The sequence below is a fragment of the Eubacterium sp. CAG:161 genome (genome assembly GCF_000432355.1).
Classification (GTDB): domain Bacteria; phylum Bacillota; class Clostridia; order Lachnospirales; family Lachnospiraceae; genus Eubacterium_G; species Eubacterium_G segne.
Map to the genome: position 1 here is coordinate 76385 of NZ_HF991873.1, position 19053 is coordinate 95437.

A 19053-nucleotide genomic window follows, 5' to 3' on the forward strand; every position below is an offset into this window, starting at 1 on the left:
CCTGCTGCCATAAATGAATCACATAAATAGTTGTTGTAAACCTTGTGACCCTGACCACCATAGATTGCCAATAAACCGGCTCTCCATCCTAAGTCAATTGTGTTATATGCAAATACGTTATTTACTTCATCTTTTGCACCCATGGTCTGGTCATTCCACATTGCCAAGCCATCATCACCATTGTTTCGTACTGAACAGTTATATACTACTGCATTACTTGTTCCCTGACAGAAGTTTACACCGTCAGCTAAGTTATTTCTAATTCTGCTATTTACAACTTTAACTCCATCACAGTAATCGATTTTTCCATTGTAATCACCAAACCAGAAACCACACTCAAAGTGTTCTTCCCAAATATCATGAATTACGGAGCCATCTGCCCATATATCCATAAAGCATTTATAAATTGCCTGTTCATTATGTCTTGAACGTAATCCTGAGTTAAGATACATATTACAGAACTCAACATTTTTACAATATCCGTCAGCTACTGTGCTTCCCTTTGCATTTGGGTTTCCGCCTGAAACACCACCACCGGAAACTTCTTCACTTGTAAACTGAATATTTGTGTACCAAATTCCGGCACCTGTAATCTTCATATTTTCAGCACCGATAGTCCACATTCCATCTAATAAATATGTACCTTCCGGAATGTATAAATCCATTCCCTTCTTATCCGCATCTGCTACTGCCTGCTTAAATGCTGCTGTATTTTTGCTGGCAATTGCAGCATCAAATGTATCACGGTCTCCATGTTCACCATAAGCTACAGCACCGTATTCTTCAACACTTACTGAATTATCAGGCTGTTCAATTGCTTCCGGTACATCCTCGATTTCAAGGAAATCAACACCATATTCATATCCACCTGCACCTGTGCTTTGAATTTTAATCTTATCACCACTCTTTAATGGTGTATCAAGAAGAAAATGTACTTCATCAAATGCAAATGCGCCTATTGCTCCTGCACTATCGCTTGGGCTTCCACTACCAAAGTTAAAATACTGCCACATCCAGAATGAATCTAATTTTACGGTTTTTACTTTTTTGTTATTTACATATACATCCAGAGAACCCTTTACACCTGTTCCACCATTTCCGTCAGGCAGTGTAAATCTCATTGTTACACCTGCTCCTGTTGTTTTCATGGTCCATTCTACGGATGAACCACTTCCCGGAAGTCCTACATAGGACTGTGCTGAAGCCTGAGTTGCAATATTATTAGGATTCCAATCTGTAGATGTCTTAAGTATTGCTCCTCCGCTAAGCACTGCATCTGTTGAATCATATCTTGTGTATGGCATTTTTGCTCCTACACGTCCGTTTGCATCTGCTGTCGGAATAGTAAATTGATCCGCAACACCTGCTGCTTTTACTTCTTCCTGACCTTTCTTCAAAGCAACCGGCTGCACTGTCATTGCCAGTGCCAATGTGACTGCTAATACTTTTTTTACAATCTTTCTCATTAATTACTCCTTTCCGTTAGGTTTGCAGAAAGAGAGAACCAGCCCCCCAGTCAGTTCTCTCCTTCACTTTTAAAAGTTTTTTCTATAATTAATATTTAATTAATGACTATTCTATCTCAGAAGCATCAGCTACTGTATTTCCCCAATTGTAATCAACCTGTGCATAATCAGGGTTTACAACCTTAAGGATGTTGTTGTACAGGTAATCATGGGCTGTGATTGTATTCATCATCTTGTTTGAATACAATGTATCTGCTATGTCATATACTGAGTATGAGCTTACCTTGCTGTATACATATGTTCCATCACTAAGCTCTGCATATGCTCTTACCTTATACTGTGCTGAGTATTCTTTTGCTGTGTTTGCTCCAAACAGTGTTGTTCTTACAAAGTATGTTGCTGTGTCTGATGATCCGAACTTAACATTTTCTGCTGTTCCAACCGGTGTTGACTCAAGTGCTGTTACATACTTACTTGTTGTTCCAACTACCATGTCATCATCTGATACGTCAAATGATGCATCTCCTGCCTTGGTTACTGCATATATGAATCCCCAGTTCTTAACTGCCTTATTGTTGATTGTAGGTTCTACTGATCCAACCACTCTGCTTCCTCCAAGGGTTGTGCTAATCTGGTATCCTTCAATCTTTACGCTGCTGCTTATTGTTACTTTTCCGGGATCGATAACTATGTTATCAAGATCATCCGGTGTGTCAGGATTTTCAATGAGTCCTGCACTTGGTACAACAAGTGTGATGCCTGTTGTGTTATTGTTTTCGTTTACTTCATTTTGAAGACGGTTTACATCATCTACCCATGCTGTAACTGTATGTGTTCCGTTTGTTGCACTCCAGTAATTTATTCCGTTTGAACCTGAGTTACATGTAAGCTTGATTGATGCTCCTGCCTTAAGTCCGCTTGAATATGTGTCACACCATCTGATGTCTGATGTGTTTCCGTCTACCTGTAACTGGTATCCGATTACTGTTCCTGCAGGAATGTCTGTATCTCCCGCATTCATTACTGTTGCCGTAAATACTAAATGGTCTCCTGCATTTACTGTATTCTTATCATATTCAATGTCTGTTACCACAAGATCATATCCTCCTGTAACTCTTGTTACGTTGGCTGACTTTCTTCCTACATTGAATTTCTTTGTTACTGAGTTCTGTGAATCTCCTATTGCAGTTGCCACTACTGTGTGTCCGCCATATCCTGCTGTCCATGTTGTTGTGGCTGTAACCTTAACTGTTTCTCCTGCCTTGAGTCCACCTGTATATGCTTCATTCTTAACTGTTGTGCTTCCGTCTATTACTGCCTTGAATCCGATTGCCTGACCTGCAGGAATGTCATCTCCTGTGTTGTTGCAAAGCAATGCTGTAAACTTAACTGCGTCACCTTCCTTAAGTTCTGATGAACCTGATGCATTCTCCCATGCAAGTCCCTGTACTGAAAGCTCGTACTTAACTTCCGGTGCTTTTGTTGTTGGTTCCGGTGCCTTTGTTGTTGGAGCTTCTGTCGGTTTCTGTGTAGGTGCCTGGGTTGGAGCCTCTGTTGGCTTCTGTGTAGGTGCTACTGTAGGAGCCTGTGTAGGTTCCGGTGTCTTTGTTGTTGTTTCTTCTCCATCTGATAAATCAGGAAGTGTATCTGTAAGCCATGCCTGTTCAATTGATACTGCTCCTGCTGCTCCTGTTGCTCCTGTATGAACATGGAATGCTGAGAAGAATGATGGTGATACACCTGTTGCACCTAAATCTACTACAACTGTCTTTGTAGCTGAGCTATCATCAAATGATGTTCCTGCTACTGTCTTAAATGGTTTATTTGTTCCATCATCATTCTGATTTGGATCAAACCAATATACTGCTGTAGGTGGGTTTGCATTATCACCTAATCTCATTGATGTAATATCACCTGAATATGTAACTACAAGATATTTCATTGATGATGAAATTGAATCTGATACTGTTGCCTGTTTTTGCCATTTATAATCTGTTGTCCATGAGTAAGAACCTTCAAAACTTGTAAGTTCAACATCACCTGCACCAGGTCCTAAAGGTTTCTTTGTAGGAGCTTCTGTTGGTAATGTTTCTGACGGATCTCTTGTTGTTACTTCAGGATCTGTCTCCGGCTCTGTACCTTCTTTAACTATCTTCTGTCCGTTTGTAATGTCATAACCAGGAAAACTGTTTGCATTTGAGTTAGCTGTGTATACTCCACCACTGTATGTGTAATTTCCACCGGCATCAATTCCAAATTTGTAATTTGTATTTCCATATGCACTTTCGCTTGATGGAATAGTTGGAAGGTTGCTTGCATCATCACAGTAATATGGCCAATGCTTATCAGCACTCTCTGAAAGATATTTTGTTACTACGTTCTTTACAAGTAAATTCTTATATGTAATGTTTGTTCCGCTCTGTCTTACAGCAACTTCGCTATGTTTGCTACATGAGTAATCATCATTCATCTTATCAAGGCCAACACCAAAAATTAATGTGTTGTTCATTGATACACCTTTACCATTAAAGTTAAATGTACGAATACCATTAGCCTGAGCATCATATATTTCATTGTTACTAAATGTTACATTATTTACTCCACCTGAAACATCAATTGCTCCAAGACTCTCGTTCCATGAATCTTTATTTGTACCTGTTCTTACAAGAACGTTATTTGCTACTTCGATTTTTGTTGTGTTGTTGAACTGGCATCCTGAAAAGTTTGTATTCATATGAATACCTGCTGCTGTAAATGTATCTCGGATGTAGTTGTTATATACCTTATGACCTTCACCACCGTAAACAGCTATACCACCTGCTCTCCAGATAAATTCAACTGTGTTGTAGCAGAATGTGTTATTGTATTCATCATCAGGCTGGAAGTCTGTTGCGTTCCACATTGCAAGTCCGTCATCACCGTTGTTTCTTATGTCACAGTTATGAACATTTGAATCTCTTGTTCCCTGACAGAAGTTAATACCATCGGCAAAGTTATTACGAACTCTACAATTGTAAATATTTAAATCACTTTCTTTGTTAATTGAATTGCTATCGTATCTTCCAATCCAGAAACCACATTCAAAATGTTCTTCCCAAACATCGTGGATACTTGTTCCTTTTGCAAACAAATCTCTAAAGCACTTGTAATTTGCCTGCTGGTCAAATCTTGAATGAAGGTTTGAATTGATATACATATTACAGAATTCTACGCCCTGGCAATAACCTGTCTTCTCACCACAGATACCACCTGAACCCATACCTGAGTTAGTGAACTGTAATTTTGTATACCACATACCTGCACCTGTAATCTTTACGCCGTCAGCTGCAAGAATCCATGTTTCATTCATATAATGAACACCTGATGCAAGATATAAAATCTTGTTTCCTGCTTCAGCCTTCTTGATGTAACTTTCCATCTGTGACTGTGTATGTGTTCCTGCAGGTACTACTGTTGCTCCACTTGGTGCGCTAATGTAATCTGTATATTCAACTTCAATAAAGTCGATTCCAAGTGTGTAGTCTCCTGTATTTGTAATAGTAATTGTACTTCCACCTGTTAATGGTTCGCTAAGTCTGAAATGTACTTCATCAAAAGCAAATGCAGGTGTACCGTTACTATTGTTAGCATCAACAGGATGTCCACTTGGGAAATACTGCCATGCATAGTCTGATGTAACCTTTACCTCACTGCTTGATAAATATGTATTATATCTCTTTGATGAATCTTCATTGTCATAACCCTGAACAGATGCACCGTTACTTGTTTTTACTGAAAACTTGCTCTGAAGTCCAAGTGGTTTTCCTGCGCCGTCGCTTCCACCGCTTCCGTCAGGCAATGTGTATCTTACGTTGACACCGTCTCCTCCACGTCCTGTTTTAATAGTCCATGTAATTGACTGACCTTTTCCCAATTCAACATATGACTGGTTTGATGCCTGGCTGGCAATGTTAGATCTGTCCCAATCTAATGATTCTTTCTTTGTTCCTGTATAGTTATCCTGATAAGATACTGTTCCTTCATCCATTGCAGCTAAATTCTTTGCATTGTTTGTGTAAGAATTTTCAATTGCCGCAGGGCTTGTGTCGTATCTGAAATATGGCATCTTAGCGCCTACCTGCCATTCAGTATTGTTCTGTGCAGCTTCTAATCTTGACTGTGCTGCCGGTACATCGGCTGTATTAGTAGCCGGTGCTGCTTCAACTGTATTAGGTGATAAATTAAAGAAATTACCTGATACAGGCTGAACCACCATTGCTGCTGTCAATGAAAGTGCTACAACTTTTTTGATTAACTTTCTCATATATACCTCTTCCTTTCTTTAAATTTCCCCACTTCTGCTAAGTTTAACGTTAAACTAAGCTTATCACGGATTTGAGCTTTAGTCAATTTGTTTAAATCTGATTTTTTCAACAGATTTTTGTTTATTTTTTTGTGCATTTTGTACAAAAATAGAGAGTAACACCTATTGTTACCCTCTATATTATGTATAAAAACGTTATTAACTATTTTATTTTTATATCTATTTTCCCTTCAGTGCATTGCTAAGTATTGCAAATTCTTCTAAAGTCAGCTTCTCGCCTCTTATGTTTTCGTCCTTTCCTATAGCTTTTATGGCATCTGCAATCTGTTCCTTGGTAAAGTCAAGTTCCGAAGAGTTCTTAAGACCATTAACTAAAGTCTTTCTTCTCTGATTAAATGAAGCCCTTATTATTCTAAACATAAGTCCCTCATCTGCTACTGAAACTACCTGCTGTGTATGTCTTGTAAGCTTAATTACTGCGGAATCAACATTAGGTCTTGGCATAAAACAGTTTGCCGATACATTAAGCACAACTTTCGCATCTGCATAATACTGTACTGCTAAAGACAATGCTCCGTAGTCCTTACTTCCGGGACCTGTCTGCATTCTGTCTGCCACCTCTTTTTGAACCATAATTGTAATGCTGTCTATTGGAACCTTACTTTCAAACAATCCCATAATAATAGGTGTTGTTATATAATATGGAAGGTTTGCCACGACTTTTATGGGTTTTCCACCGTTTTTTTCTTCTGCCAATGATTTTATGTCAACCTTTAATACATCCTCATTTATAACTTCAACATTATCATATTCCGATAACGTATCCTTCAAAATAGGTATAAGCATCTTATCAATTTCCACTGCCACAACCTGCTTTGCCGCCTCGCAGAGATATTGCGTCATGGTTCCGATTCCCGGACCGATTTCCAAAACAAAATCATCTTTTGTAATTCCTGCTGCACTTACAATATTTTCTAATATGTTAGAATCTATAAGAAAATTCTGTCCGAATTTCTTTTGAAAGGCAAATCCGTATTTGTTTATTATCTCTTTTGTTGCTGCCGGTGTTCCAAGATACGCCATTATTTATATCCTCTTTCTTCCTATACCATATACATTTTTTGCATTTTCACATGTTATGTCAATAACCTCAGTAGGACTGATGCCCTTAATTTCAGCTATTTTATTTACAACATAAGGCAGATTAAATGAATCATTTCGCTTTCCTCTGTTAGGAACAGGTGACATATATGGGCAATCTGTTTCAATAACCATCTTATCCATTGGCATGTATTCTACCACTTCCTGAAGCTTTCTTGCATTGGAAAAAGTAACAACTCCGCCAATTCCTAAATAAAAGCCCATGTCCATAAACTGTTTCGCCATTTCCTTTGTGTATGAGAAGCAGTGAACAATTCCACCCATTTCGTCAGCCCTGTTAGCCTTCATGACATCATATGTATCCTTAGCAGCGTCACGGCTGTGAATAATAATAGGAAGCTGTGCCTCTCTCGCTATTTGCATCTGACGCTCAAAAGCTTTGATTTGCTGGTCTTTGTTTTCATTCCAATGATAATCCAGACCGATTTCTCCTACGGCAACAATCTTTGGCTTGTAAACACTGCGCTCTAACCATTCATAATCTTCTTCAGTTAAATCAGCTACATCATCCGGATGCACTCCAAGGGCTCCATATACATAAGGAAACCTTCTTGTAAGTCCTATGGTAGTCTTACATGAATGAATGGATGCTCCCACATTTACTATGTATTCGACTCCTCTGTTTCTCATACGTTCTAAAATCTGTTCACGATCATCATCAAATGCCTCATCATCATAATGAGCATGTGTATCAAAAATCATATTTCCTCCAACTTTTCCTTCATAAATGCTGACGGTAAAATGCACAATCCCACTCCCTAAGGAATGGGATTTTACATAACTTATAAAGTTTCTCTTTATATTTTAGCAGATTTCACTTCCACTTACTATATCTTTATCTACAGTTACTACTGAAAGATTTCCCTCATCATCCCCGGCTGCAAGTATCATTCCCTGAGACTCAACACCACAGAGCTTACAAGGCTTTAAGTTTGTAATAACGGCAACCTTCTTTCCTACCATTTCTTCCGGCTTATAATATTTAGCTATTCCGGATACTATCTGGCGGGTTTCTGCTCCAATCTTAATCTGTGAAACAAGAAGCTTCTTAGCCTTTGGAACCGGCTCACACTTAATTACCTCACCTACCTGAATCTGAACCTTGTCAAAATCATCAATTGTAATCTCAGGTTTAGCCTCTACTTCCGGATATTTTTCTCCTTCAATATCTTTTTTCTGGGCTGCCTTAATTTCTTCAACTTTTTCCATAACGTCCTTTATGTCCATTCTGGCAAATAAAATTTCCGGCTTTTCAGTAACCTTATTACCTGATTTGTATTTGCCAAATTCTTCCATATCGTCAAAAGCTCTTGCTTCTGCGTTAATCTGCTGAAGAATTTTCTTTGATGTTTCAGGCATAAATGGCTCTAAAAGGCTTGCGCCAATATTAATACCTTCAATTAAATTGTAAAGCACTGTTGCAAGTCTGTCCTTCTTGTCTTCTTCCTTTGCCAATGCCCAAGGCATTGTTTCATCAATATATTTATTACATCTCTTAAATAATGCAAAAATTTCAGTAATTGCATCTGCAACTCTAAGTTTATCCATTTTTTCAGCTGCCTTTTTAGGTGCTGCAAGAACAGTTTCCTTAAAGTCTGCATCTACATCATCGCTAACCCCTTTATTTTCAACAACTCCATTAAAATACTTATTTGACATGGAAATTGTTCTGTTTACAAGATTTCCCAATGTATTTGCCAGGTCAGAGTTCATTCTCTCAACCATAAGCTCCCATGTTATTGTTCCATCGTTGTCAAAAGGCATTTCGTGAAGAACAAAATATCTTACCGCATCAACTCCAAATAAGTTAGCCAAATCATCAGCGTAAATAACATTTCCCTTTGACTTACTCATTTTTCCGTCTCCCTGTAATAACCAAGGATGTCCGAAAATCTGCTTTGGAAGAGGAACGTCAAGAGCCATAAGCATTATCGGCCAGTAAATTGTATGGAAACGGAGAATATCCTTGCCAATAAGATGTAAATCTGCCGGCCAGTATTTGTTATATAACTCATCATTGTTTCCGTCTACGTCGTATCCAAGTCCTGTAATGTAGTTTGATAAAGCATCTATCCAAACATAGATAACGTGCTTTGGATCAAAGTCAACAGGTACTCCCCACTTAAATGAAGTTCTGGATACACACAAATCCTGTAATCCCGGAAGAAGGAAGTTGTTCATCATTTCATTCTTTCTGGATTCCGGCTGTATAAATTCAGGATGTGTATTAATATGTTCAATAAGTCTGTCTGCGTACTTGCTCATTCTAAAGAAGTATGCCTCTTCCTTCGCCGGTGTACACTCCCTTCCACAGTCAGGACATTTGCCGTCTACTAACTGTGATTCCGTGAAAAATGACTCACAAGGTGTGCAGTACATTCCCTCATAATATCCTTTGTAAATATCACCCTGGTCATAAAGCTTCTTAAAAATTTTCTGAACCTGTTTCTCGTGATATTCATCTGTTGTTCTTATAAATTTGTCATATGATGTTCCTACAAGATCCCAGATTGTTTTGATTTCTCCTGAAACTTTGTCAACAAATTCCTTTGGAGTAACTCCGGCTTCTGCTGCCTTTAACTCAATTTTCTGTCCATGCTCATCTGTTCCTGTCTGGAATCTTACGTCATATCCCTGCTGTCTTTTGAAACGTACAATGCTGTCTGCCAAAATTGCCTCGTAAGTATTTCCAATATGAGGCTTGCCTGATGTGTACGCAATTGCTGTTGTTAAATAAAATGTTTTCTTTGTCATCTTTTTTCTCCTTATATTTATTATCTGCTATTTTTTGCAATTATTAACATATTTGTGAAACCTTTGTTTAATATAATGATATCAGGGTCAAAAGGTCAAAAAGTCGTTCGTGCTTGCACGATAAGACTTTTGAACTTGGGACCCGCCAAACATGAGAAAGTAGCGATTTACGCAGTAAATCAGCGTATTTCGAATGTTTGAGAATTGCGGAAGCTGCTTTGCAGTGGAGCAATTCGTGGATATCAAGTTAGGGGCAAAATACCTTTTGACCCTAACATCATATAATGTAAGTATTACTGCCACCATGCTTACACAAATAAAAATAACTCCCATCTTTTTTTGCAAAGACGAGAGTTCAAACTTCGTGGTACCACTTTACTTCATATAAAGATGTTGTATCTTTATATCTCATTTGCGCTGTAACGGGTGCAACCGTCAATAGCTACTTCCAGAAATGGAATATATCCCATCTGTTTCACCATTGCTGCTCCAGGGCCATGTTCAGTAGTTTCTCTCACTGCCCGCTTCCACCTTACCGGGCTCTCTTTAAGCGAATCCGCTACCTACTCTTCCTTTCGTGGCATTTGTCTTCTGCTCATAATTCTATTATTTTATGGGCATTTTGTCAACAAAATATCATTAGGTGGGAATGGCACCAATATGTAACTATTTAGATTGTTAATTTTTCAACATGATTTGACATCTATGTGTTGTTTTTTGTAGAATAGTGTAATAAGAATATATTTTAATAAAAAGGAAAGGGGGATGATTTATGTTTTGTCCAAATTGTGGAAAAGAGCTTATTTCTGGTGCTAAATTTTGCCAGAATTGTGGATGTGACATATCCAAAGAACTTGAAGAAAATATAACATACAATCCCAACGAAAATGTAACTAATAACGTGAATGAAGCTGATAAAATCAAGTTAGGAAATTCAGCATCTTCCAAAAAGCTTAACAAAAAAGTACTTATTCCTGCAGTTATTGTAATAACAATTATTATCATAGTTGCAATATGTGCTGTTGTTTTCCATTTTTTCACCTCAAAAGAAGTTAACCTCACAGATTACGTTAAGAACGTAACTTTTGAAGGATTTAACACTAAGGGAACAGCTGAAGTGAATGTCGATACCGATAAGTTAAAGAAGGATCTTGCCGCAAAGTTAAAAAAACCTAAAGCATCTGATTTTACTGATGGTAATACTGACTATGATGATATTTTAGACCAATTACAGGGAATCTTAGATAATGTCACTGATAATTCTGCTTACGCGCAAATTCTTATGGACAGCATTTCATTTGATATAGAACCTTTGTATGACCTAAGTAATGGCGACACTGTAAAAGTGGTTATAGATTACGATAACGAACTGGCAAAGAAATTTGGAATCAAGTTCACCAAAAGTGAAAAAACATATAAGGTAACGGGATTAGAAATGATGCAGGATGTCGACCCATTTGAAGGTGTTTCAATTAACTTTGAAGGTGTATCTCCTTATTTATCAGTAGATATTTCGGCAGACAACGCTATATTTTCTGAAGATGATTATATAATTTCAGATTCAAAGGAATATTATTCTAAGGGTGATACGGTCACTGTTAATTTAAGCGAAGATGCAATAGCTGATTCTGAAACCGAATACGGATACAATTTAAAATCAATTAGTAAAAATTTTATTTTGGATGAAGTGCCTGAATATATTACATCTCTTTCACAATTATCTGATGATGATAATAATAAATTACAAAGTCAGGCCAAAGACGTTATTCAGGCATATTTTGCTCAAGAAGATGATAACTTTAAATCTTCAAAATTAAGTTATTCAGGCTCATATCTTTTGACTTCCAAAGATATTGGAAACGGCTATTACTCTGACAATAACATATTGTACTGCGTATTTAGCGCCAAAATTTCTACTATTGACACCGACACTGAAAAGGTTACCAAAAACATGTATTTTCCTGTAGAATTTAAAAATCTTACAAAGTGCGGTAATGAAGCTATTGTATACGAAGATTGCGATAACTATATTCAAGGCTTTACTGATGTTGGCTATTCATACGTAAACGGTTTTGATAAACTTAAGAAAATGTATAATGAACTTGTGGTTCAACGAAAAGCTGATTTTAAAAGCGAGTCTTCAGACGCTTTAAAATAAAAATATATTTAAAAGGAGGAGAAAATAAAAAATGGCAAAATTTTGTATTCATTGTGGCAGACCACTGGAGGAAGGGGAAGTGTGTAACTGTCAAAGTAATGTAAACCCTCAGGATGCTGTACAACAACCAAACGAAACTTTACAGAGTAATAATGTTCAAAATCAAGGAACAACTAATGGCAGCAGTACTAATCAAAACGTGTCATCCAACGAACTTGGAAACAAAATCAAGTTTGTTTTTTCCAAAGTCCTAAACATGTTTAAATCGCCTTCAGCAACTATTAACGAATTTATTGAAAAAAATGATTCACAATACGGTGTAATTATGATGGCAATTAATGTAATTGGTATATTTGTTATTTCACTTATCCAATTCCTTTACTTAAATAGTAAGCTTTATAACATGTTACCTGTTGCCCAATTGGTAATCATAGCGGTAATTATCGCAGCCGTAAGCACTTTCGGTTTTGCATCCTTATTATTTGTATTTACAAATAAAGCTTTCAAATCCGATGCATCTTTAGCCCATATTTTTTCAATAAATGGCGTTACATCTGTTTTATCAATTTGTCTTCAGATTGTTGTAATTTTATTTACACTTCTTAGTGCTAAATTCGGTTTGATTTTATCTGTAATTTCTTTCATTTATACATCTGTAATATTTATTACAAATTATAATGAAACAGTTAAATTGGATACTGATAAGAAAACTTACGCTTTATTCATTACATATGGTGCTATATTCATTATCCAATTAATTATATTCTCCATGTTTGTGTCATCTGCAATTTCAGGCACACTTGGATCATTTTCAAGTTTATTTGGTTCATACTAGGAAATTATTTTACGTTATAAAAATGCTCGCAAGCCCATTATCTATTGTGGTTTGCGAGCATTATATTTTTTCAACAGCCTTGTCAATCTTTTACTTCAACAAGTTTTCTCAAAGAATTAGTGTAAAAAAAAGAGAACCAGACACATCCGATTCTCCCAGGTACGCTCCGCAGAACAATACCGCAATTCACACTATTATTATACACAAATTGTGTCTGTGATGCAACTCTATTTGGAAATAAACTTTCTCAATTGCACTAATTTATTTGTATAATCAGTGTATACAATCCTATTATATACATTTGTCGGAATTTTATTCCTTAATTCATCTGTTATTTCTTGAAAATTATTAACTATTCTCTTCATCTCCGTTTTTGTAACTTTTAAAGCCTTAAGTATGTATATAATTAATACCAGATAGTCTGTAATGGTTTTAAATGTTATATTTGCAACCCCCGTTGTATTTGTAATAGCATTACTTACTTGTTTATCAATTTTACTACCATTTGAAAATCTCGTATCAAATACAACATCATTATGTGCAATTGCATTTCTTAAATCCTTAATCGAATATATAAGTCGCTGTGGCAACATTGCATTATTGTCATCTGACTGTTTTATATTTAACTTTATCGAAAAGTCCCTTCTCGTATCATAATTTAAGCATGAGACAAAATGTCCAAATTCTCCAAGACTCAATAACTCAAAAATACCCCAAATAGGCATATTTAAATCGTTTTGCAAATAATGATTTGCTATTTTATTCCCATTTCCAAAAGCATTTGTTTGGACACTATATATTCTATTTCTTAAATCTAACCTTCTTTTAAGTTGTCTTTTATACCGTTCTTCTGCCTCTCTTCTCTTTTCTCTACTTGAAAATGTTCTCCCTCTTGTAGAAAACATTTTATAATTATCCAAAAGTTGATTATAAATATCTAAAAAACTATCTGACTTTGTTTTTCCCACCAATATTTCAAGAACGTAGTTTTTTAATGCTGTTTCTATAATCATAACAGCCGGATAAAACAAAGCTTTTATTTGGGAATCGTAATTATAAATAGCTGATAATTCTTCAAAATCAGAAAACTGTATCCTGTTAGTAGGGCTATTAATATATCTATAGTCCTTATAGCCATGATAGTATCCCATATTCATTAATTTTCTTTTTTGAATTGAACCACCTATATTAATACACTTTTCATCTCTTAAATAGTTCATTAAACCATTTGTTGTCTTTGGTTTATTTTTTGCCATCTATTCTCCTTACTTTTAACATCATACTAAGTTGTATTTATTATAACATCATTTATACAATACTAAAATGCTTATTTATATTTTTATAGAAATATCTGTAATATTTATTATAAATCATATTGAAACAATCAAATTGGATACCAATAAAAAACTTATGCTTTATTCATTAAAAGATTAGAAGTATATATACCCACTGCGACAAAAATTATTACATTAAAAATGGCGGGCTCCGCTACCGGAAACCCGCCTATTAGAAAGAGATTGTGAATTAGCAATTTGCCATTGTTTTTCCTTCTCCTGTAATTGACTCAAAGTCTTTGTTAAATGCGTCGATTGCTGCGTCGATTGCTGCATTTTTAATAAGACCTTCAATTACGTCTGTTGCTACTGTAGATGCCCCTATTCCATATTTAGTAAGTTCAAGTACCTGCTGTGAATTCTTGAAGCTTGCTGCAAGAACTTCACATGGAAGATTATTATTTTCAAAAATATCCTGAATATCCATAGCTACCTGAACGCCGTTATATCCAAAGTTATCAATTCTATTAATGTACGGTGCTGTATATTTTGCACCGGCTTTTGCTGCTAAAAATGCCTGCATTGGTGTGTAAATAGCTGTTGCTGTAATGTTTACTCCCTCTGCTGCTAAAGCCTTCATTGCCTTAAGTCCCTGTGGTGTTGTAGGAACCTTTACAAATGTATTTTCTCCTAATTTTTCTCTAATTACTTTAGCTTCTTCAATCATGCCTTCTGCATCTTTTGAAACTACCTGAACATGAAGTTCTCCGTCTTTTCCAACGATTTCCCTCAGTTCTGAGAGAACCTCATATGGATTTCTTCCACTTTTAGCCAAAATAGACGGATTAGTTGTAACACCATCACAAGGATATAATTCCCAAACTTTTTTTACCTTCTCAATGTTTGCGTCATCAATAATTAACTTCATCTTTTTTACCTCCAAAATTCTCTCTTTCTATATTTAATTAACCGCCGTTAATTATTTACTTATACTTCTAATTACTTATATTTCCAATATAAGGTTCTTCACGCCATTGTCTGTGGCAATTTTTCCAAATGCCCTCATCTGGTCATCGCTGTATAACGGCGGATTGTTTTTAAAACAAAATTCCTTATCCACCATGTCATACTTTGCCTGTGCCAATGGATTGTAATTTAAAATCTCGTATTTGACTTCCGGATACAAACCGCTTATAAACTTCGCAATTCCTGCAATATTTTCTTCAGTAGCAGTCATACCAGGTATTAGTGGTGTTCTTATTATAACATTTTCTTTCTTTTCTGACATAAGCAGCCACTTCAAATTTTGCACTATCCTAGTGTTATCTACGCCCGTATACTTTTTATGAAGGTTGCTATCCATTATTTTTAGGTCTGCGTATACATAGTCAATATACTTCATGGCTTCCTTATATATAGGCATAGGAATATGAGATGCCGTCTCAATGGTGGTAGTTATGTTTTTTTCTTTTAAACCTTTTAAAATTTCAATAGCAAATTCATGTTGAAACAAAGGCTCACCACCGGACAAGGTAACCCCGCCACCGTATTTAAAAAACGGTGCATCCTTACAGGCTTCCTCCACTACCTCCTGAGATGTCATTTCCCTGGAATCCATGGTTAGTGCCACTGCCGGACAACCATCAATTATATTATGCCAGTTCTCCACCTTGGAAACATCCAGCTTTATCTTTCCGTCAACTTCCGTTACGCCACCGTTTTCCGCCAAATGCACACATGTATTACAATGTATGCATTTATTTGGGAAATACAGAGGTCTTTGTTTAATTGAAATCCCCTCAGGATTCTGACACCAGACACAGTTTAAGGTACATCCCTTAAGAAAAACCGTTGTCCTGATGCCATGTCCGTCATGGGTAGAAAATCTCTTAAAATCGAAAACGTAACCTTTCAAATTCACATCATCACTTTCTTAAATTTAAATATCGTCATAACTTGTTCTGGCAATAATTTCATCCTGAAGTTCTCCCGCCAGTTCCACAAAGTATGCAGTATATCCTGCAACACGGACTGTAAGATTTCTATACTGTTCCGGATTCTTCTTAGCCGCCAACAAATCTTCTTTTCTTACAACATTAAACTGTATATGAGGTATCTCCAAATCCACAAAAGTTCTTAACATCTTAGCGAATTTGTCGATTCCATTTTCAGTTTTGAAAAATTCCGGTAAAAACTTCATATTAAGAAGTCCTCCGTTAGTAGTCCAGCTCTTATCTAACCTTGACACTGACTTAAGAACCGCTGTCGGTCCATGTTCATCACGTCCGTAAACCGGTGACATACCTCCATCAGCTAACGGTGTCTGGGAATATCTTCCATCAGGAGAGGCTCCCACATTTTCACCCATTGGTACATGAGCTGAAACAGTATACATTCCTGTATGATATTTTCCGCCTCTGTAATTGGTAAACTTTCCAATTCTTTCACGGAAATATTTTGCCCATTTTGCTCCAAGATTATCAACCCACTCAACATCGTTTCCGTATTTAGGAACCTTGTTAAGAAGCATTGTTCTTAAAATCTCGTCACCTTCATAATTGTTCTCAAGTGCCTTAAGAAGTCTTTCCTTTGACACCTTTTTCTCGTCATACACCATCTGCTTAATTGCCGCAAGGCTGTCTGCCAGATTTGCTACCTGTATCATCTGAATACCTGACAAATTGTACTTTGCACCGCCTCGTGTAACGTCAATTCCTTTATCCATACAGTTATTAATAACTGATGACAAAAACGGTGTAGGAAGAAGGTCCATGTGTGCCTGCTCAACCTGCTCACATGCCTTTATCATCTTATCCATAAAATAGTCTATATTCTGTCTGAAGGCTTCTTCCAAATCTTCAAAAGTTTCATATGTTGTTAGATTTCCTCTATCCGGTGCCAGCTGCTTGCCTGTTATAAGGCACTTGCCACCTGTTAAAGTAAGTTCTAATGCCTTATTTAAGTTAAACATTGCTGCATCTGACCATCCCAGATTATCTCCCTGAGTAGTAAGTTCAACACAACCTACAATGGCATAGTTTCTTGCATCCTTTTCTTCAATATCCAAATCCTTTATCATGGCAGGAATAACCGCCTTGTCATTAAAGAACTGTGGCATACCGCTTCCAAGGGAAACAACTTTTATGGCTGCCTTCAATAATTTGTCACTGGTTTTTTCACAAAGTCTTACTGAAAGATTTGGCTGTGGCAAACCGATATGTTCCTGAGATTTCAGGAATAAATAAGAAAGTTCATTTTCATATGGCTCTCCATTTTCATCCTGACCACCTACCGCAATGTTAAATCCAATAGGGAATCCCGCAAAGAATTTAGCACTGTTTGAGTTCCTCATATATACAATTTCATTAAATTTAAGCCAAAGGCTTTCTATAATTTCCAATATATCCTGGTCACTAACACCATTTTCTCTGTCATGTTTATAATAAGGATACATATAAACGTCCATTCTTCCCGGTGAAAATGATGATGCATTTGATTCCATCTGCAGGATTACAAATAAGAACCACAATGACTGAGCTGCCTCGTGGAAAGTAACCGGCGGTCTTTCTGCAATGTTTTTACAGATTTCAGCCACTGTCTTCATGTTATCTGCCCACTTTGGATTTTCCTTAGCTTCCTCTAATAACAAATAATGATATCTCATAATGAAGTTAATAGCTCCGTCCATAACAGTTACAACACTCTTATAGAAAAGCTTCTTTTCTTCATCTGTTTCTTCATCTAAATGTTTCTGTGCCTCTGCCTTGAGACCTGCCGGACCTTTCTTAAGCCATCCTTCGCAATCAGGATTAATGTGTCCCTGTGCATGATCTTTCTGATTTATTTTTGCTACCTTTGATATTTCATCAATCTCTTTTCCGTAGCGTGCCTTAAGCACATCCTCTAATGATTTTCCCTGCCAATAAGGATATATTACTTCTCTGAAATATTTAATATCCTCTTCATGAACATTAAACTTGTCCTGTGGTCTGGTTGGAAGAGTTTCAAATTCCTTATCTACCCATGTGCTGCCGCTTTCCGGGAAAACTACTCCGTATCTCACACCGGCTGTTCTGTTTCCTACAATCAGCTCTTCCGGTTCAATGCTAATACCTATCTTTTCTAAGCAGTTCTTAAGCGAGTACGCTCTCTGCATAATACGTGGCTCACCTTCATGTGCTTTATATGTGTCTGTAACAATCTTTGCCTGTTCAATAGATGCATATCTTGGAACCGAGAGCATTCTATTCTTTAATGTTTCAATTCTGTCTGTTTTAACTAAACAACTCAACATATCCACCTCCTTCATTTCTATGGTTTCATTTTATAACGGGATATATGTAAAGTCAACGATTTTCTTATTATTTTTTATTACTTTTTATTGTTTCTTATTGTTTTCAATATGTAATGGTGATTTTGAGGGCTAAAATAAGCTTTTAAGTTATCATATTGTGGTGGGAATTAGTCCATAAGTTATGAAATAACTCCGGCGGATATGAATACATGAAATTTAAAATTATAATGGATAATTCTTGTAAAATAAGCCTTTTCATATGTTAAATATACCCAAACGCTTCCTCACATTACTGTGTAACCAACACGATTACCATAAAAATAAAGAAAATTAACGATGCCTTGGTAATTCCACATGTGCTCGCACCGATTTGAGCTAAGAAACTACCTTAGATATAAGGCATTACGTAATATTAGGGTATTTTGATGTCAAAAAAAGCCTGACTGGATTTTTTCCCAATCAGACTTCTTTATTTAAATATTCCTTACGTCTTTCCAGTAAAACCATGGTTATGCAAACAAAAATATTTTTCAAGTGATATGCTTCGTAATTTTACGCTCTCTTTTGTGATTTTCTATTATAAAAACAAATGGAAAACATAATAATCTGAAGTACAATTTCATATGCAACTAAGCAAATTGTTATTGGTAAAGCTTCATTAATAGAACCGTTAGCGTATATCCAAATTATACATATACACAACAATGTACTAATTGGATTCAATATGACTGCACACTTTCTGTACTTTTCTCCTAAATTCCCGGTAAAAATACTAGATATTAACTTTAAAACAATAAAAATAAAAAAA

The 19053-nt window shown here is 36.3% G+C and carries 11 protein-coding genes and 1 other annotated feature; of the genes, 2 read left to right on the plus strand and 9 right to left on the minus strand.

From position 1 onward, the window contains the following. From Q5O30_RS09495 to metG, 5 genes are all read right to left on the minus strand, one after another. Nucleotides 1-1466: glycosyl hydrolase family 28-related protein (locus Q5O30_RS09495; protein ID WP_302674680.1), on the minus strand; the 1466-nt coding region annotated here is incomplete at its 3' end. Nucleotides 1467-1572: 106 nt separating this feature from the next. Continuing rightward, complete coding sequence (locus tag Q5O30_RS09500; RefSeq protein WP_021953514.1) at nt 1573-5769, minus strand: CARDB domain-containing protein; 4197 nt, start codon at nt 5767-5769, stop codon at nt 1573-1575. Nucleotides 5770-5988: 219 nt separating this feature from the next. Beyond that, on the minus strand, nt 5989-6852 hold the full coding sequence (gene rsmA / locus Q5O30_RS09505) for a 16S rRNA (adenine(1518)-N(6)/adenine(1519)-N(6))-dimethyltransferase RsmA (RefSeq protein WP_021953515.1): 864 nt from the start codon (nt 6850-6852) through the stop codon (nt 5989-5991). Nucleotides 6853-6855: 3 nt separating this feature from the next. Continuing rightward, entirely contained in the window at nt 6856-7632 is a 777-nt protein-coding gene (locus tag Q5O30_RS09510; RefSeq protein ID WP_021953516.1) for a TatD family hydrolase, read from the minus strand. A gap of 102 nt (nt 7633-7734) precedes the next feature. After that, nucleotides 7735-9684, minus strand: a complete 1950-nt coding sequence (gene metG, locus Q5O30_RS09515; RefSeq protein ID WP_021953517.1) for a methionine--tRNA ligase — start codon at nt 9682-9684, stop codon at nt 7735-7737. A gap of 340 nt (nt 9685-10024) precedes the next feature. Continuing rightward, nucleotides 10025-10272, minus strand: a binding site (T-box leader). A gap of 184 nt (nt 10273-10456) precedes the next feature. Here metG and Q5O30_RS09520 point away from each other — a divergent pair. After that, the gene (locus Q5O30_RS09520; RefSeq protein WP_021953518.1) at nt 10457-11842 is read left to right on the plus strand and encodes a zinc ribbon domain-containing protein; all 1386 of its coding nucleotides are present in this window, start codon (nt 10457-10459) and stop codon (nt 11840-11842) included. Between the two features lie 31 nt (nt 11843-11873). Next, nucleotides 11874-12677, plus strand: a complete 804-nt coding sequence (locus Q5O30_RS09525) for a YIP1 family protein (RefSeq protein WP_021953519.1) — start codon at nt 11874-11876, stop codon at nt 12675-12677. A gap of 227 nt (nt 12678-12904) precedes the next feature. On the opposite strand, the gene Q5O30_RS09530 is transcribed toward Q5O30_RS09525, so the two are convergent. The 4 genes from Q5O30_RS09530 to Q5O30_RS09545 form a co-directional block, all read right to left on the minus strand. Continuing rightward, nucleotides 12905-13933, minus strand: coding sequence for an Abi family protein (locus tag Q5O30_RS09530; protein WP_021953520.1), 1029 nt, complete (start codon nt 13931-13933; stop codon nt 12905-12907). Nucleotides 13934-14201: 268 nt separating this feature from the next. After that, entirely contained in the window at nt 14202-14879 is a 678-nt protein-coding gene (locus Q5O30_RS09535; protein ID WP_021953521.1) for a fructose-6-phosphate aldolase, read from the minus strand. A 75-nt stretch (nt 14880-14954) separates the two neighbouring features. After that, the gene (locus tag Q5O30_RS09540) at nt 14955-15872 is read right to left on the minus strand and encodes a glycyl-radical enzyme activating protein (protein ID WP_021953522.1); all 918 of its coding nucleotides are present in this window, start codon (nt 15870-15872) and stop codon (nt 14955-14957) included. Nucleotides 15873-15890: 18 nt separating this feature from the next. Beyond that, a complete protein-coding gene (locus Q5O30_RS09545; protein ID WP_021953523.1) occupies nt 15891-18245 on the minus strand; it encodes a formate C-acetyltransferase/glycerol dehydratase family glycyl radical enzyme in 2355 nt (784 codons plus the stop codon). Between the last annotated feature and the right edge of the window lie 808 nt (nt 18246-19053).

Coding starts and splice junctions, on each gene's coding strand:
- Q5O30_RS09500 (WP_021953514.1), bottom strand. CDS start 5,769: ATGAGAAAGTTAATCAAAAAAGTTGTAGCACTTTCATTGACAGCAGCA.
- Q5O30_RS09520 (WP_021953518.1), top strand. CDS start 10,457: ATGTTTTGTCCAAATTGTGGAAAAGAGCTTATTTCTGGTGCTAAATTT.
- Q5O30_RS09525 (WP_021953519.1), top strand. CDS start 11,874: ATGGCAAAATTTTGTATTCATTGTGGCAGACCACTGGAGGAAGGGGAA.
- rsmA (WP_021953515.1), bottom strand. CDS start 6,852: ATGGCGTATCTTGGAACACCGGCAGCAACAAAAGAGATAATAAACAAA.
- Q5O30_RS09545 (WP_021953523.1), bottom strand. CDS start 18,245: ATGTTGAGTTGTTTAGTTAAAACAGACAGAATTGAAACATTAAAGAAT.
- metG (WP_021953517.1), bottom strand. CDS start 9,684: ATGACAAAGAAAACATTTTATTTAACAACAGCAATTGCGTACACATCA.
- Q5O30_RS09530 (WP_021953520.1), bottom strand. CDS start 13,933: ATGGCAAAAAATAAACCAAAGACAACAAATGGTTTAATGAACTATTTA.
- Q5O30_RS09510 (WP_021953516.1), bottom strand. CDS start 7,632: ATGATTTTTGATACACATGCTCATTATGATGATGAGGCATTTGATGAT.
- Q5O30_RS09535 (WP_021953521.1), bottom strand. CDS start 14,879: ATGAAGTTAATTATTGATGACGCAAACATTGAGAAGGTAAAAAAAGTT.